We start from the raw sequence: 14,382 nt of genomic DNA, 5'->3' as shown, positions 1-14,382 counted from the left end.
TGACCTCGATCAGGCCGGGTTCCTGCGTGGCCTCGTAGGGCCGGCGGGCCGGGGCAGCCGGGTCAGCCGGGTCAGCCGGGTCAGAAGGGTGCATGGTCTTTCCTTGTCTGAGGGGGGTGCGAGGGCGCCGGGAGCAGCGCGCTCCGCACCGCCGCGAGCTGCGCCGCATAGGTGTCCAGGCCCTCTGCCGGGCCGCCCGGCAGCCCGGTCAGCCGGGGCAGCAGATCACCGAACGCGTTGACCTCGCCGACGGCGAACCGGCGCCAGCCGATCGCCGGCAGCAGGTCCACACCGACGCACAGTGTGTCCGGGAAGCAGGCGGCGGCTCGCTCGCAGATGTCGAGCGCCTGCCGCCAGCGGTCGCCCGCCGCGTCGACGACCGACGCCAGATCGCCCCGTGCCCCGCCGAGATGGAGATTGGTCATGGGGAAACGGCTGGTGCGGACGACCGCGTGCGTGGCCCGGCCCGCCACGACCAGGACCCGCAGGTCGGCGGACCTGCCGTGCGCGGACGCCTTCGGCAGCCAGCGCTCGATGTGCAGACCGTCGACCGCGAGGGCGTCGACGATGCCGGCGATCTCCCGCTCGTCCGTGTAGCGCCGGACCCGCAGCGAGTTGTGCAGCCGCCCGTCCGGGGCCGCTTCCACCGAAGTGGTCGCCCTGATCCGCCCGCTGATCGCCGACTCGACGGCCAGCACCCCGGACGCGGAGGACCCGTGCGCCGGCTTCACGAAGACACGCGCCATGCCGTGCTCCCGCATGGCCGCCCGTACGTCGTCCCAGCCGCGCACCGGCGGCGTGTCGCCCGAGGTGGGCGACGGGGGCACCGGCACCCCCGCCGCGTCGAGCCGGGCATGGCACAGCCGCTTGTCGAACAGCACCGCCAGATCCGCCGGATCGTCCAGCCGCACCCCGCCCCGCAACGAGCCCACCGCGGCCAGGAAACGGGCGTACCAGGTGGCCGAGCCCTCCACGCGCGTCGGATCGTCGACACCCCGCAGCAGCCGGTCCACCTCGGCGTTCTCGCCCGGCGAGTCCAGCCGTACGATCTCGTCGGCGGCGAACTCGTGGCCGCCGTCGCGCAGCACGTCCCGCCACTCGACGACACGCGGCGTGCCGACACCGGCCGCCTCCGCCGCCGCGACGAACAGCCCGACCCGCCGGTTCTCCCCGTTCCCGACGACGACCCACCTGTACGGGCCGGGCCCCGCATCTGCCGCTCCGGTCCAACCGGACACGCGGACCCCCCTCACCTCGAAAACCCTGAACCCCCTGCGCCGCGCGGTGCGGTGCTACTCGCCGACCGCGACGAAGCGCCAGACCGTGCCGTCCTCCTCCTCGTCCGACTCGGCGTCGTCCGCGTCGACGTCGACCTGGACCCCCTCGGCCTCCAGGGAGTCCCGGAGGCGGTCGCGTATCGCCGGGCTGAGGTAGTTGTGGTGCAGGTCCAGCGTGGTGAGGTGGGTGAGCGGCTGGCCCGTGAGCAGTGCGGTCGCGCCGTCGTCGGTGAGGACGCCCATCGACACGTCGAGGACGTCGAGGCGGGCCACCACCGGGGCGGAGGCGAGCGCCGCACAGATGTCGTCCTGCATCTCGCTGTTGCGCAGCGCCAGATACTTGAGAGCCGGCAGCCGGGTGCCCGCGAGGATCGGCGCCAGGTCGGCCACCTCCGAGTCGCCGCCGTACTCGGAGGTTCCCAGCCACAGGTCGAGGTGGACGAGGGCCGGCAGGTCGCTCTCCGCGACACCCCGGACCGCGTCGACGGGCATGCCGCCGGTCTCGACCGTCAGCGTCCGCAGCCGCTCGTGACGCACGGCGGGGAAGACGAGCCCCTGGCCGCCGCGCACACCGAACTCCTCCAGCTCGGTGAAGGCGTTCAGCAGCGGGTCCACATCGCCCTGGTTGATCCAGGAGATCTCGCACTCCTCCATCACGATGTCGCCGAGGAACAGCGCGCGCAGCGCGGGCAGCCGGTCCTTCGCCGCCACCAGGGCCTTGATCAGGTCCTCGGGGCCGTTGTCGTACGCGTCGCTCCAGGCGCCCACGACCAGCGCCCGCACCTCGGTGGTGTCGACAGAGGCGAGGAACCGGGCGAACGCGTCCTCCCACGCCTCCTCGCTGTCGTAGGAGTCCACGGCGATGCTCCAGGCCACCGACTCGGGAGCGGGCAGGTCCGCGGCGCCCTCCGGGCCCTTCACCGACTTGGGGAAGCGGTGGACCGGCAGGTCGTGGAACTCCTCCAGATGGCTCCCGATGGTCATGTGTGCCCCGCCCCTTCGTTCCATGTCCGGTCGGGCGGCAGCCGAGTCCGTGCACGGTCCGCCCGTTGCGCACCCGAAGCGCACACAGCGCCGCCGGGTACGGGAGTTCTACCAAGCCCCACTGACATCGTGTGCGGCGGACCCCTGTCCTGTGGACGAACAGTCGTGCGCGGCCCGACGAACAGCCTGCGCGGGCCGATTGTCAGTGCCTGCCTCTACCGTCCTTTCCGTGGCACAGCGAGTGCCCGACGGGAGGGAGACCCATGTACCGGCAAGGAGACGTCCTCATCGTGCCGTTGGCGCAGAGCGCCGTGCCCGCCGCCGCGCTCGACGCCGCGTCGGAACCGCGCGACGGGCGCGGCCGGCTCGTCCTCGCCCTCGGCGAGGTCACCGGCCACGCCCACGCCGTGGTCGGCCCCGGCCGTCTCGTCCGCGAGGCGAGCGTCTTCGGACCGATGCTGCTGCATGTGCCGGAGGGCGCCCGCGTCGTCCACGAGGAACACGCGGCCATCTCCCTGCCCAAGGGCTGGTACCGGGTCGTACGGCAGCGCGAGTACGTACCGGGCTCGATCCGGATCGTCGCGGACTGATACGGCGGTGGATGTGCGGCACAGGACGACGACGAGGAGGAACGACGTGACCGAGCAGGCGAGTTGGCGGGCGGTGGCAGCCGCCACCGGAGCGGGCGACCGGGCGCGGGCCGAGGCGGGCGTACGGCTCGCCTACCGGCAGGCGGGGCTGCGGGAGCCCGAGCGGATCGTGTGGGCCCGCTCGCCCCTGGAAGCGATACACCTGCTGTCGGGAACACCGGCGGAGGACGGCGAGACACTGCCGGCGACCGGGGCGAGCGTCCGTGACGCCGTCCGCAACAGAGCCGTCGCCGCCGCACGCGACCGGCTGCACACCCGGCTGGGCCCCACCGGCTGGAGCGACCACTGGCGTGCCACGGGCGCCGACCTCTGGGACACGACCCGGCCGCTCGTCGACCGCGTCCGCACCGGCATCGTCGAGGCCCTGGCCCCCGCCGACCGCAAGGAGGAGACCCGCGTCCGGCTCCTCCTCCTCGACGCGGTCCTGGGCCAGCACGACGCGGCCTGGCTGTGCGCCTTCGACGCCGCCCCCGGTCTCGACGGGCTCACGGAGGTGGCCCGTACGGCGGGCTGGTGGTGGCCCTACGAGACCGTCGCGGTCGTCGCCGAACGGCCCGTGGAACTGCACCGCGACGAGGCGGGCCGCCTCGACCGCGGCGACGGGCCCGCGCTCGCCTACGCCGACGGCTTCGCCCTGCACGCCTGGCGCGGGCTGCCCGTGCCAGGCGAATTCCTCGACCGGCTGGGCGAGCTGACCGCCGAGCGGATCCGGACGGAGGAGAACGCCGAGCTGCGCCGCGTGATGCTCGAGTACTACGGCTACGACCGCTACCTGGAGGAGTCCGGGGCGAAGCCGGTGCACCGCGACGAGACGGGTGTGCTGTGGCGGACGGCCCTGCCCGGCGACGAGGACGTGGTGATGGTGGAGGTCGTCAACTCCACACCGGAGCCGGACGGCACGAGCCGCACCTACTGGCTGCGGGTGCCGCCCACGACGACCACGGCCCGGGAGGGAGTGGCCTGGACGTTCGGCCTGAGCGCCGAGGCGTACGAGCCGCTGCGGCAGACCTGAGACCCACCGAGGCCCCCGGGCCTCACTCGAAGCGTGAGGTGTCGCCCGCGCCCTTGCGGATGATCTCGGCCTCGCCGCTGGAGAAGTCGATCACGGTCGTCGGCTCCGTGCCGCAGTCCCCGGAGTCCACCACCGCGTCGACCAGGTAGTCCAGGCGCTCCTTGATCTCCCAGCCCTGCGTCAGCGGCTCCTCCTCGTCGGGCAGCAGCAGCGTGCTGGAGACGAGCGGTTCACCCAGCTCCGCGAGCAGGGCCTGGGCCACCCGGTGGTCGGGGATGCGCACACCGACGGTCTTCTTCTTGGGGTGCATCAGTTTGCGGGGCACCTCCCTCGTCGCGGGGAGGATGAAGGTGTAACTGCCGGGCGTCGACGCCTTCACGGCACGGAACACGTCGTTGTCGACGTGCACGAACTGACCCAGCTGCGCGAAGTTCTCGCACACCAGGGTGAAGTGGTGACGGTCGTCGAGCTGCCGGATCGAACGGATCCGCTCGATGCCGTCACGACTGCCCAACTGGCACCCCAGCGCGAAGCAGGAGTCCGTCGGATACGCGATGAGCCCACCCTGACGAATACTGTCGGCCACCTGCCCGATGGCACGAGGCTGAGGATTGTCGGGGTGCACGTCGTAGTACTTGGCCATTGCCCGAGCTTATGCCTCCGAGGGACACGCGCCCGCTGATGGGGCCGCAGGCCCCTGAAAGGGGCGCGGGGAACTGCGCGACCAGCCACGACCGACCCGCAGTCGGACAACAGCCGCGCAGTCCCCCAACAGCCTCCTCGCGGGCGCTACGCGCCGCTCTCCCGCAGCATGTCCTCACGCTCGACGAGCTTCACGCGCTCACGGCCCTGCGGCTCACCCAGCGCCTTCTCGGCCGCGTCGAGCTTGTACCAGCCCTCCCACGTGGTGAAGCGGACGTTCCGCTCCGCCAGGAAGGCGTCGACGGCCTCCGGGGCGGGCGCGGAGGGCTCCTGCAGCCGCCCGTTCGCGAAGTCGTCCAGCAGGTTGGCGACGGTCTCGTTGGCGTCGCCCTTGGTGTGCCCGATGAGGCCCACCGGACCGCGCCGGATCCAGCCGGTGACATACGTCGACCGCAGGTGCGCGCCGGTCTCCTCGATGACCCGCCCGCCCTCGTCCGGGACGGTGCCCGACTCGACGTCCCAGGGCAGCTTGGGCAGCTTGTCGGAGAGGTAGCCGACCGCGCGGTAGATCCCGGTGACGTCCCAGTCCTTGAACTCTCCGGTGCCCTTGACGTTGCCGGTGCCGTCGAGGGCGGTGCGCTCGGTGCGCAGGCCGACGACCTTGCCGTCCTCGCCGAGTATCTCGGTGGGCGACTCGAAGAAGTGCAGGAACAGCTTGTGCGGGCGGTCGCCGATGTCGCGGATCGCCCAGTTCTCCAGGGTCTTGGCGACCATGTCGGCCTGCTTGTTGCCGCGCCGGGTCGCGATCGAGCCCTCGTCGTAGTCGATGTCCTCGGGGTCGACGATGACCTCGATGTTGGGGGAGTGGTCCAGCTCCCGCAGCTCCATCGGGGAGAACTTCGCCTGCGCCGGGCCACGGCGGCCGAAGACGTGGACCTCCAGCGCCTTGTTGGCCTTCAGGCCCTCGTAGACGTTCGCGGGGATCTCGGTCGGCAGCAGCTCGTCGGCCGTCTTGGCGAGGATGCGGGCGACGTCGAGCGCGACGTTGCCGACACCGAGGACGGCGACCTTCTCGGCCTCCAGGGGCCAGGTGCGCGGGACGTCCGGGTGGCCGTCGTACCAGGAGACGAAGTCGGCCGCGCCGTACGAGCCGTCGAGGTCGATGCCGGGGATGTCGAGCGCGCGGTCGGCCGTCGCGCCCGTGGAGAAGATCACGGCGTCGTAGAACGCGCGCAGATCGTCCAGGTTGATGTCCGTCGGGTAGTCGACGTTGCCGAAGAGACGGATCTGCGGCTTGTCGAGCACCTGGTGGAGGGCCGTGATGATGCCCTTGATGCGGGGGTGGTCGGGGGCCACGCCGTAACGGATCAGTCCGAACGGGGCGGGCATCCGCTCGTAGAGGTCGATGGACACACCGGGCTCGGTGGCCACGTCGGACTTCAGCAGCGCGTCGGCGGCGTAGATCCCGGCGGGTCCGGCTCCGACAATGGCTACCCGCAGAGGGCGGGGCATGTTCAGGTTCCCTTCGAGCGGAGACAAGCAACTCGTCGGCAACCCTAAGCTAAGGTAACCCTTACCCGGTACGCGGGTCGGGTCTATGACCTCATAAGGCGATCTTATGCCATGCGGACGCATGGGTGGACGGTGGGGAAGCGGTGAGGTCCGGTCGCGGAAACAGGTATCGACGCGCGGTGTTTGCGCGGGCGGCGAGCGGCAACGCGGTTCCCATGAATCGAACGAACAAGGACACCAGCGAGAACGCCGCGTCCGCCGGGACCACCGCCGCCAAGGCCCGCCGGACCACCGACAAGGCGACGGCCCCGGCCACCGAGTCCGCGAAGACGGCCGCGATCAAGATGGACGACGCCGCGTCGTCGACCAAGAGTGGTGCCGGACGCGCGGCCGACGCGACCAAGCGTGCGGCCGACAGCACGAGCAGCGCCGTGCACAGCGCGGTCAAGGGCGTCGAGGCGGGCCGTCAGGCGGTGGTCCAGGCCTCCGGCCAGGTGGCCGCCACCGCGAAGACGGCCATGACCGTCCTCGCCCATCGCAAGTTCGTCGCCGCCGGTGTGGGAGCGGGCCTGACCGTGCTGACCGCCGCCTCCTACGCGGCCGGCCGCCGCTCCGAACGCCATGTGCAGGGCCCGCTCACCCGGCTCACCGGCGGACGCATCTGACACGCCCGACGAGGCACGGACGCACCGCGCGGGAAGCGGCCCGACCGGCCGCTTCCCGCGCGGCGGCACCGCCTGGTGCTACCAGCGGCTCTCCACCTGCTCCTTGATCCGCCGGTCGTACAGCTCCCGGATCGCGGTGAGCGTCTCCTCGGGCAGCGCCGGCAGCGCGGCGGCGGCCGCGTTGGCGCGGGCCTGCTCGGGGGTGCGGGCACCGGGGATCACGGTCGTGACACCCGGCAGCTGGATGATCCAGCGCAGCGCCAACTGGGCCGGAGTGAAGCCCTCGGGAGCGAGCGCGGCGAACTCGACGGCCGCCTCGACACCCGTCCCGTAGTCGACGCCGGAGAAGGTCTCGCCCTGGTCGAAGGACTCGCCGTGCCGGTTGTACGTGCGGTGGTCGTTCTCCGCGAAGACCGTGTCCTTGGTGTACTTGCCCGACAGCAGCCCCGACGCCAGCGGAACACGGGCGATGATCGCGACGCCCGCCTTCTCGGCCGCCGGGAGGACGTCCAGGAGCGGCTTCATACGGAACGGGTTGAGGATGATCTGCACGCTCGCCACGTTCGGCCGGGCGATCGCCGTCAGCGCCTCGGCACAGGTCTCCACGCTGACGCCGTACGTGGCGATGCGCTCCTCCTCGACCAGGGTGTCCAGGGCGTCGAACACCTCGTCCGAGGAGTAGACGGGCGTGGGCGGACAGTGCAGCTGGACCAGGTCGAGGCGGTCCACGCCGAGGTTGCGGCGGGACCGGTCGTTCCAGGCCCGGAAGTTGTCGAGGACGTAGTTCTCGGGGATCTGGTCAACGCGACGGCCCATCTTCGTCGCGACGAACACATGGAGGTCGGGCCTGCTCCGCAGGAACGTGGCGATGGTCTCCTCGCTTCGCCCGTCGCCGTAGACGTCGGCCGTGTCGAAGAAGGTCACCCCCGACTCGGCCGCCGCCTCCAGCACCGCCAGGGCTTCCTTGTCGTCGACGTCTCCCCAGTCGGCGCCCAGCTGCCATGTGCCGAGACCGACCACGGACGCGTGCTGACCCGACCTACCGAATGCGCGTTCTTCCATGGCGTCAGTCTGTCATCTGTTCCGCACGGACCCCCACGGTCAATGCGGGAAGGCGCGTGGCTGGCGCTGCCGGGGAAGTTCGTCCCGGAACTCCGCGATGACCGAGCTGATCTGCCGGGTGAGTTCGGTCTTCTCCAGCCGGTCGAGATAGAGGTTGCGGCGGGCGAGCCCGACGGCGTCCACACAGAAGTACAGGGCCATCAGCGGGTTGATGAACAGTTCGCTGTTCCGGGTCCGGTCGGTGAACCGGACGTCGCCGAACTCGCCGCGTACGGCCGCCGCGACCGACCCGTTCACGATGCTCGGGTGATCCGGCGTACACCGCTGGGCATGGGCCACCGCGTCCAGATACAGGGCCCCCTCACGGCTGTCGCGCGGCAGCGAGAACGCGCCGAGGTAGGCGCCGTCGCGCTCCAGCGCGGCCAGGTTCTCCAGGACCAGCGAGTGGTTGACCCCGTGGTAGGAGTCCACGCCGAAGCCGAGGCACGCCACCAGCCGCTCCGGGACCTCGTCGAGCCCGGCGACAGCACCCAGACTCGCCATGTCCTCCTCCGGCGTCCCGAGCCCGTGCTCGTCGCCGCGCATCAGGATGTCGGTTCCGCCGTCCACCAGCACGACGGCGTCCACCCCGCCCAGATGGTCGAGGAGCGCGCGATACGCGGCCCGCAGGGGTGTGACACCCGTACGGGAGAGCGCGTACACCGTGCTGGGCAGCCGGTGCAGGGCCAGCCACTGGGCGAGGGCGCGCTCGGGGAAGTAGTCGCCCCGGAACGTGGTGTCCGGACCGATGGCCGCGACGTCCTGTTCCAGCCACACGTCCAGGCTCAGGCCGTACAGATCGGCGAACGAGAGGTTCGCGAGATGGACCTCCTTGCCCGCCGAACGCAGGGCGAGGGCCAGCGGCAGACCGGCGTAGACGTCGAAACCGCCACCGGCACCGGCTATGAGCACGCGCCGCGCGTCGCGCAGCCGGGTGAAGAACGCGGGTTGTCCGAGTGAGAACACCGGGGGAAGCTAACAGGGCCCTGGGCGCGGGCGCGCGCGATTTCCGGGAGCCGGCGGTCATGAACGAGTGCGGGGGCACCCTCGATTTCCTTGGTGGACTTCCCTGGACGACGATGACGCGGGGCCGGGCCGGCGGATACCGTACCGGCCAGTAACCGGATCGCACCGCAGGAGGCCCTCATGCCGCAGCTCGAAGTCGCCGGCGCCGCACTGACGTACGACGACGAGGGCCCCCGCGACGGCGACGGGGTGCCCCTGGTGTTCGTCCACGGCTGGACGGCGAACCGGCACCGCTGGGACCACCAGGTGGCGCACTTCTCCGCGAAACGGCGCGTGGTCCGGCTCGACCTGCGCGGGCACGGCGAGAGCGGCGGCGCCGGGGTGCGCACGATCGAGGAGCTGGCAAGGGACGTCCTGGCCGTCCTCGATCACCTGAAGATCGAGCGGTTCGTGCTCGTCGGCCACTCCATGGGCGGCATGATCTCCCAGACCATCGCCCTGTCCCACCCCGAGCGGGTGGAGCGCATGGTGCTGGTCAACTCCATCGGCCGCATGACCTACAGCCGTGGCCGGGGCCTGCTCATGGCGGCCTCGGCCCGCGTCCCCTTCAAGCTGTTCGTCGCCGCCAACATCCAGCGCGCCTTCGCCCCGGGCTACCCCCGCGAGGAGATCCGCGAGTACGTCCGCGCCTCCGCGGCCACTCCGCGCGAGGTCGTCATGACCCTCTACGGCGCGATGCGCGCCTTCGACGTCCTCGACCGCCTCGGCGAGATCCGCACCCCGACCCTGCTCGTCCACGGCTACTACGACATCCAGCTCCCCGTCTCCCAGATGCTCCGCATGGCCAAGGCCTACCCGGACGCCGAAGTCCGCATCCTGGACGCCGGCCACGAGCTCCCGGTGGAGAAGCCGGCGGAACTCACCGCCACGCTGGACCGATTCCTCACCGGCACTCGCGCCTGAGGCCCCTGCCGGTCAGGAGTCGCTGATCAGAGCCCGGCCGGGTGTGGTCACGTCGCCTCACGCGAGCGCGGCTTCCCCCGGCCCACGAGACCGCCGAGGCCACGGAGCCAGTCGAGCACGGCCCCGACGACCGCCCGGGTCCGGGACAGACGGTCGATGTCCGCGGCGAGGGACAGGGCCGCGCCCGTCCAGGCGAAGCCGAAGGACCAGACGGACAGCCACTCGCACAGGTACAGGGGCGTGATCAGCCAGTCGTCGCCCACCTTGGTGAGCGCCGCCGCGGCCGCGAGTGCCATGAAGGCGAGGATCAGCACACCGGCCACGAGGTAGGGACGCCGCACGTACGACCGGTCCTTGACACCGGGCGCCCGGTACATGAGCAGGCAGAAGGCGGCCATCGACGTCAACAGGGCGACGGCGAAGATCTGGTGGAACACGGAGATCGTCTGCTGACCGGTGTCGCCCCCGGAGCCCGGGGCGGTCGGGAAGAGCGCGACGCCGAGGGCGCAGGCTCCGGCGATCGTGCCCATGACGTCGTTCAGCTTGTTGTAGCGGTAGACGATCAGGAAGATCCCGAGGGCGCACAGCGCGCCGACGAAGATGTCGCGGGTGCTGGTGTAGTACGCACCGCTCATGGACCCGGGCCAGGCGTCCTCCCCGGTCCGGCCGTCGAGCCGCGCCGCGATCCAGTTGCCGGCCGGCAGCGCGAGGGGCAGTAGGACGCCGATGACGCCGACCCCCAGGCGCAGCCGCATGACCGTCCGCGCGTCCTGCTCCCTCTGTCCGGCCGCCGCCCCGTCCCTCGGGGGCACGGCGGCGGTCCCGTCCGGTTCGCTCACGGGCACCTCCTCACCGAAAAGCGCGAGGCGAAGGCGTGCCCGCCACCGGTCGATTGCCGGTGGCGGGCGAACACAAACCCGAACAGCGTCGGTGAGTTGGTGTGTCAGCCGGTCAACTGCCCTTCAGCGGCGACCAGCAGCTCGGTCACCCGCAGCGCGAACGCGGCGTCGCACGGGTGCGGGCGGCCACCGCGGGCAGCGGCCAACAGGGCGTCCCCCGCGCGGACGAGAGCCGGTACGGCACCTTCGTCGGACGTGGGCAGTACGGTCGTCCCGGCCCGGCCGCGCAGCTCGACCGTGGCGCCGGAGGCCGCCGGCGGGGCCGTGAGGCTGAGGGTGACCGTGCTGGACGCCCCGCCGGTGTGCAGGAGGATCAGATGGACCGTGTCCTTGGGCCCGCGCACGGCGGCGGCCACCTTCTCGACGTCCCCGAGGATCGGCAGCAGCACGGACAGGGCGTGCGGGCCGACATCCCACAGGGCCCCCTTCTCCCGCCGCCACGGCGAGGCCGCGAAGGGGCTGTCGCTCTCGTCGTCGAACAGTGAGCCGAACCACTCCGCGCGGGCCGTGAACCAGCCCTCGCCGGCGGCCTGTTCGGTGATCCACGCGTCGATCGCGGTCTGGAAACGGGCGGTGAAGAAGACGACGGAGGCGACACCGGCCTCCTCGACCGCGTCGACGACGGCCCGCCCCTGCTCGACGTCCGTCGCGAGGGGCTTGTCGAGCAGCAGATGACAGCCCGCACGGGCGGCACGCGCCGCGAGCGGTGCCTGGACCGAGGGCGGCAGGGCCACGGCGACCGCGTCCACGTCGGCGAACAGGGCGTCGACGTCCTCGTACACGTGCAGACCGCCGTACTGGTCGGCCAGTTCCTTGGCCGCCTCCGGCCGCCTGCCCCACACCCCCACGAAGTCCAGCTCCTGGTGAGCGCTCAGCGCGGGGGCGTAGGCCATCTCGGCCCACGGTCCTGTTCCGAGCAGTCCGATACGCATGCTCCGGTCTCTCCTTGGGCGTGGGGGGCCGTGTCCCTCAGGACGAGGCCTGTGCGGTGGCCGTCAGGGCAGTGCCTGTTCGGTCCAGATGGTCTTGCCGGTGGGGGAGTAGCGGGTGCCCCAGCGCTGGGTGAGCTGGGCGATGAGGTAGAGGCCGCGGCCGCCCTCGTCGGTCGTGGCGGCGTACCGCAGATGCGGCGAGGTGTGACTGCTGTCGGTGACCTCGCAGATCAGATTGCGGTCGTGGATGAGCCGGACACGGATGGGGTCGCCGCCGTACCGGATCGCGTTGGTGACCAGCTCGCTGAGGATCAGCTCGGTGGTGAACTCCAGCTCCTCCAGGCCCCATGCGGCCAGCTGCCGGGTGGCGTCGGCCCGTGCCCGGGCGACTGCCGCGGGATCGCCGGGCACCTCCCACTCGACGACGCGGCCGGTGTCCAGCGCACGGGTGCGGGCGACGATCAGCGCGATGTCGTCGCTCGCCCGGCTCGGCGGCAGAGCGTCCAGCACGGCCTGACAGGTGCCCTGCGGCGAGGTGTCGGACCCGGCCAGGGCGGTGCGCAGCAGTTCGAGCCCGTCGTCGATGTCCCGCTCCCGGTCCTCGACGAGCCCGTCGGTGTACAGCACCAGCCGGCTGCCCTCCTCCAGGTCCAGCTCCGCCGTCTCGAAGGGCAGGCCGCCGAGTCCGAGCGGCGGACCGGCCGGTATGTCGGGGAAGTCGACCCTGCCGTCGGGCCGGGCCACCGCGAGCGGCGGATGGCCGGCCCGGGCGACGGTGCAGCGCCGCGAGACCGGGTCGTAGATCGCGTACAGGCAGGTCGCCCCGGTGATCGGGGCGGTGCCGTCCACCACCGCCTCGTCCTGGTCGATACGGCTGACCATCTCGTCGAGCAGTCCGAGGATCTCGTCCGGCGGCAGGTCGAGCGCGGTGAAGTTGTGGACGGCGGTGCGCAGCCGCCCCATCGTGGCCGCGGCGTGCAGCCCGTGCCCGACGACGTCGCCCACGACGACCGCGACCCGGGTGCCGGACAGGGGCAGTACGTCGAACCAGTCCCCGCCCACCCCGGCCTGCGCGGGCAGATACCGGTAGGCGACGTCCAGTGCGCTCTGCTCGGGAAGGTTGCGCGGCAGCAGGCTGCGTTGCAGGGTCTCGGCCATCGTGTGCTCGCGCGTGTAGCGGCGCGCGTTGTCGATGGAGACCGCCGCCCGGGCGACGAGTTCCTCGGCGAGGGCCAGCTCCTCCTGGTCGAACGGCTCGGGCTTCTCCGAGCGCCAGAAGTTGGCGACCCCCATCACCAGCTGCCCCACGCGCAACGGCACGGTGATCAGCGAGTGGATGCCGTACTCCACGACCTGCGCGGACCGTTCGAGGTCCTGTGCCTGCCAGCCGGGTGCCCTGCTGAGGTCGACCACGAGCACCGAACCGCCGCTGTCGATGCTGTGGGCCTGCGGAGAGGAGGGGACGAGGTCGATCGTCTCGCCCACCTTGTACAGCGGCGCGTCCTTGCGGATCCCGCTGAACGCCGTACGGCGCAGGGTGGTGACCGTCTCCGGCTCGTCACCGCTGAGCGCCGCCGGGGCCAGGTCGACGGTGACGAAGTCCGCGAACCGGGGGACGGCCACCTCCGCCAGCTCCTCGGCGGTGCGGGTCACGTCCAGGCCGGTGCCGACACCCACTCCGGCGTCGTAGAGCAGCTTCAGGCGCTCCCGCGCGGCCTCCGCCCGGCCGGAGAGGGCGCGCAGCTCGGTGGAGTCGCGGAGCGTGGCGACGCTTCCGGAGGGCTCGCCCTGCAGATCGGTGGCGCGCTGGTTGACCGCGATCAGCCGGTCGCCCACCAGGTGCACCTCGTCGTTGGCGACGCGTCCCGAGGCCAGCAGGTCGGCCATGTGCGGCTCCAGGCCCAAGGCGAGGACGTCTTGGCCCTCGGCGTCCGCCGGCAGGTCGAGCAGGCGGTGGGCCTCGTCGTTGGCGAGCAGCAGCCGGCCCCCGCCGCCGACGATGATCACGCCCTCCCGTACGGCGTGCAGCACCGCGTCGTGATGCTCGTACATGCGGGTCATCTCGGACGGGCCGAGGCCATGGGTCTGGCGCAGAAGCCGCTTGCTGACGAGGGCCGTGCCCGCCGTGCTCAGGACGAGGGCCGCCGCGGCGGCGGCCAGTACGAGAGGCAGCTGCTGTTCCGCGGCCCCGCCCACGTTCTCGGTGGTGATTCCGGCCGAGACCAGGCCCACGACCGAACCGTCGGGTGCCTTGATCGGCACCACGGCCTGGACGAGCGGTCCGAGCGTTCCGTCGATCTCCTCCGTGAAGGACTCGCCTTCGAGCGCGGGTTCGAGGGTGCCGACGAACTGCTTGCCGATGCGGTCCGTCTTCGGATGGGTGTACCGGACCCCGTCGGTGTTCATCACGACGATGAAGTCCACCTCGGACTGGATCCGGGCGGCCTCGGCCCTCGGCTGGAGCACCGCCGTCGGATCGTCCGCGCTGAGCGCCTCCCGGGTCCCCGGCGCGTTGGCGAACGTCTCCGCCACGGCGAGTGAACGGTTGTGCGCTTCCTTGGTGCTGTCGTGCCGTACCTGGAGGACCAGCGCCACCACGGCCGACACGACCAGGACCAGCACGATCACCACTTGCAGCAGGAACACCTGCCCGGCGACACTGCGCCCGCTCAACGCCGCCCGCAGCCCCGCGAGCCGGCCCCACCCGCCTCCGCGCTCCCGAGGTGCGCCGCCGTCGGATCCGTGCATCACCCGCCGGGCGCGGTCCGCCCGGCCCTGC

At 71.7% G+C, this 14,382-nt stretch carries 13 protein-coding genes; 4 read left to right on the top strand and 9 right to left on the bottom strand.

All coding sequences use genetic code 11. The features are described 5' to 3' along the window. Window positions 1–80: 80 nt before the first annotated feature. Both JIX56_RS02155 and JIX56_RS02150 read right to left on the bottom strand, forming a co-directional pair. Window positions 81–1,238 (bottom strand): STM4014 family protein, encoded by a 1,158-nt coding sequence (locus JIX56_RS02155; RefSeq protein ID WP_257537038.1) that lies wholly within the window; start codon window positions 1,236–1,238, stop codon window positions 81–83. Window positions 1,239–1,292: 54 nt separating this feature from the next. Then, window positions 1,293–2,261 carry an STM4015 family protein gene (locus JIX56_RS02150; protein WP_257537037.1) on the bottom strand — a complete coding sequence of 323 codons (969 nt, stop codon included), beginning with the start codon at window positions 2,259–2,261 and terminating at the stop codon, window positions 1,293–1,295. 263 nt (window positions 2,262–2,524) lie between these two features. Between JIX56_RS02150 and JIX56_RS02145 the strand changes: the two genes are divergently transcribed. Continuing rightward, a complete protein-coding gene (locus JIX56_RS02145) occupies window positions 2,525–2,851 on the top strand; it encodes a hypothetical protein (RefSeq protein WP_257537036.1) in 327 nt (108 codons plus the stop codon). A 46-nt stretch (window positions 2,852–2,897) separates the two neighbouring features. Continuing rightward, window positions 2,898–3,923, top strand: coding sequence for a DUF6745 domain-containing protein (locus tag JIX56_RS02140; protein ID WP_257537035.1), 1,026 nt, complete (start codon window positions 2,898–2,900; stop codon window positions 3,921–3,923). A 22-nt stretch (window positions 3,924–3,945) separates the two neighbouring features. On the opposite strand, the gene JIX56_RS02135 is transcribed toward JIX56_RS02140, so the two are convergent. Together JIX56_RS02135 and JIX56_RS02130 are read right to left on the bottom strand one after the other, a co-directional pair. Then, window positions 3,946–4,566: an L-threonylcarbamoyladenylate synthase gene (locus JIX56_RS02135; protein ID WP_257537034.1), complete on the bottom strand. Its 621-nt coding sequence runs from the start codon at window positions 4,564–4,566 to the stop codon at window positions 3,946–3,948. 146 nt (window positions 4,567–4,712) lie between these two features. Then, a complete protein-coding gene (locus JIX56_RS02130) occupies window positions 4,713–6,077 on the bottom strand; it encodes an FAD-dependent oxidoreductase (protein WP_257537033.1) in 1,365 nt (454 codons plus the stop codon). 215 nt (window positions 6,078–6,292) lie between these two features. On the opposite strand from JIX56_RS02130, the gene JIX56_RS02125 reads away from it, so the two are divergent. Further along, window positions 6,293–6,742: a hypothetical protein gene (locus JIX56_RS02125; RefSeq protein ID WP_257537032.1), complete on the top strand. Its 450-nt coding sequence runs from the start codon at window positions 6,293–6,295 to the stop codon at window positions 6,740–6,742. 78 nt (window positions 6,743–6,820) lie between these two features. Here JIX56_RS02125 and JIX56_RS02120 read toward each other — a convergent pair whose 3' ends face one another. After that, window positions 6,821–7,804, bottom strand: coding sequence for an aldo/keto reductase (locus JIX56_RS02120; protein WP_257537031.1), 984 nt, complete (start codon window positions 7,802–7,804; stop codon window positions 6,821–6,823). A gap of 39 nt (window positions 7,805–7,843) precedes the next feature. Beyond that, window positions 7,844–8,809 (bottom strand): DUF1152 domain-containing protein, encoded by a 966-nt coding sequence (locus JIX56_RS02115; protein WP_257537030.1) that lies wholly within the window; start codon window positions 8,807–8,809, stop codon window positions 7,844–7,846. A gap of 180 nt (window positions 8,810–8,989) precedes the next feature. Here JIX56_RS02115 and JIX56_RS02110 point away from each other — a divergent pair, with 180 nt between their 5' ends. Continuing rightward, entirely contained in the window at window positions 8,990–9,772 is a 783-nt protein-coding gene (locus JIX56_RS02110) for an alpha/beta fold hydrolase (RefSeq protein ID WP_257537029.1), read from the top strand. A gap of 47 nt (window positions 9,773–9,819) precedes the next feature. On the opposite strand, the gene JIX56_RS02105 is transcribed toward JIX56_RS02110, so the two are convergent. The 3 genes from JIX56_RS02105 to JIX56_RS02095 all read right to left on the bottom strand — a co-directional run bounded on the left by JIX56_RS02105 (window position 9,820) and on the right by JIX56_RS02095 (window position 14,351). Then, window positions 9,820–10,611 (bottom strand): hypothetical protein, encoded by a 792-nt coding sequence (locus JIX56_RS02105; RefSeq protein WP_257537028.1) that lies wholly within the window; start codon window positions 10,609–10,611, stop codon window positions 9,820–9,822. A gap of 104 nt (window positions 10,612–10,715) precedes the next feature. Further along, window positions 10,716–11,603, bottom strand: a complete 888-nt coding sequence (locus JIX56_RS02100) for a Gfo/Idh/MocA family protein (RefSeq protein WP_257537027.1) — start codon at window positions 11,601–11,603, stop codon at window positions 10,716–10,718. A 63-nt stretch (window positions 11,604–11,666) separates the two neighbouring features. Then, the gene (locus JIX56_RS02095) at window positions 11,667–14,351 is read right to left on the bottom strand and encodes a SpoIIE family protein phosphatase (RefSeq protein ID WP_443031742.1); all 2,685 of its coding nucleotides are present in this window, start codon (window positions 14,349–14,351) and stop codon (window positions 11,667–11,669) included. Between the last annotated feature and the right edge of the window lie 31 nt (window positions 14,352–14,382).

The sequence above is a fragment of the Streptomyces sp. CA-210063 genome, assembly GCF_024612015.1.
GTDB lineage: Bacteria > Actinomycetota > Actinomycetes > Streptomycetales > Streptomycetaceae > Streptomyces.
This window is presented reverse-complemented; position numbering and strand designations above follow the sequence as displayed.

Excerpts from the sequence above, each read along its gene's own strand:
- JIX56_RS02150 (WP_257537037.1), bottom strand. The coding sequence starts at position 2,261 with ATGACCATCGGGAGCCATCTGGAGGAGTTCCACGACCTGCCGGTCCAC.
- JIX56_RS02145 (WP_257537036.1), top strand. The coding sequence starts at position 2,525 with ATGTACCGGCAAGGAGACGTCCTCATCGTGCCGTTGGCGCAGAGCGCC.
- JIX56_RS02135 (WP_257537034.1), bottom strand. The coding sequence starts at position 4,566 with ATGGCCAAGTACTACGACGTGCACCCCGACAATCCTCAGCCTCGTGCC.
- JIX56_RS02130 (WP_257537033.1), bottom strand. The coding sequence starts at position 6,077 with ATGCCCCGCCCTCTGCGGGTAGCCATTGTCGGAGCCGGACCCGCCGGG.
- JIX56_RS02125 (WP_257537032.1), top strand. The coding sequence starts at position 6,293 with ATGAATCGAACGAACAAGGACACCAGCGAGAACGCCGCGTCCGCCGGG.
- JIX56_RS02120 (WP_257537031.1), bottom strand. The coding sequence starts at position 7,804 with ATGGAAGAACGCGCATTCGGTAGGTCGGGTCAGCACGCGTCCGTGGTC.
- JIX56_RS02110 (WP_257537029.1), top strand. The coding sequence starts at position 8,990 with ATGCCGCAGCTCGAAGTCGCCGGCGCCGCACTGACGTACGACGACGAG.
- JIX56_RS02100 (WP_257537027.1), bottom strand. The coding sequence starts at position 11,603 with ATGCGTATCGGACTGCTCGGAACAGGACCGTGGGCCGAGATGGCCTAC.
- JIX56_RS02095 (WP_443031742.1), bottom strand. The coding sequence starts at position 14,351 with ATGCACGGATCCGACGGCGGCGCACCTCGGGAGCGCGGAGGCGGGTGG.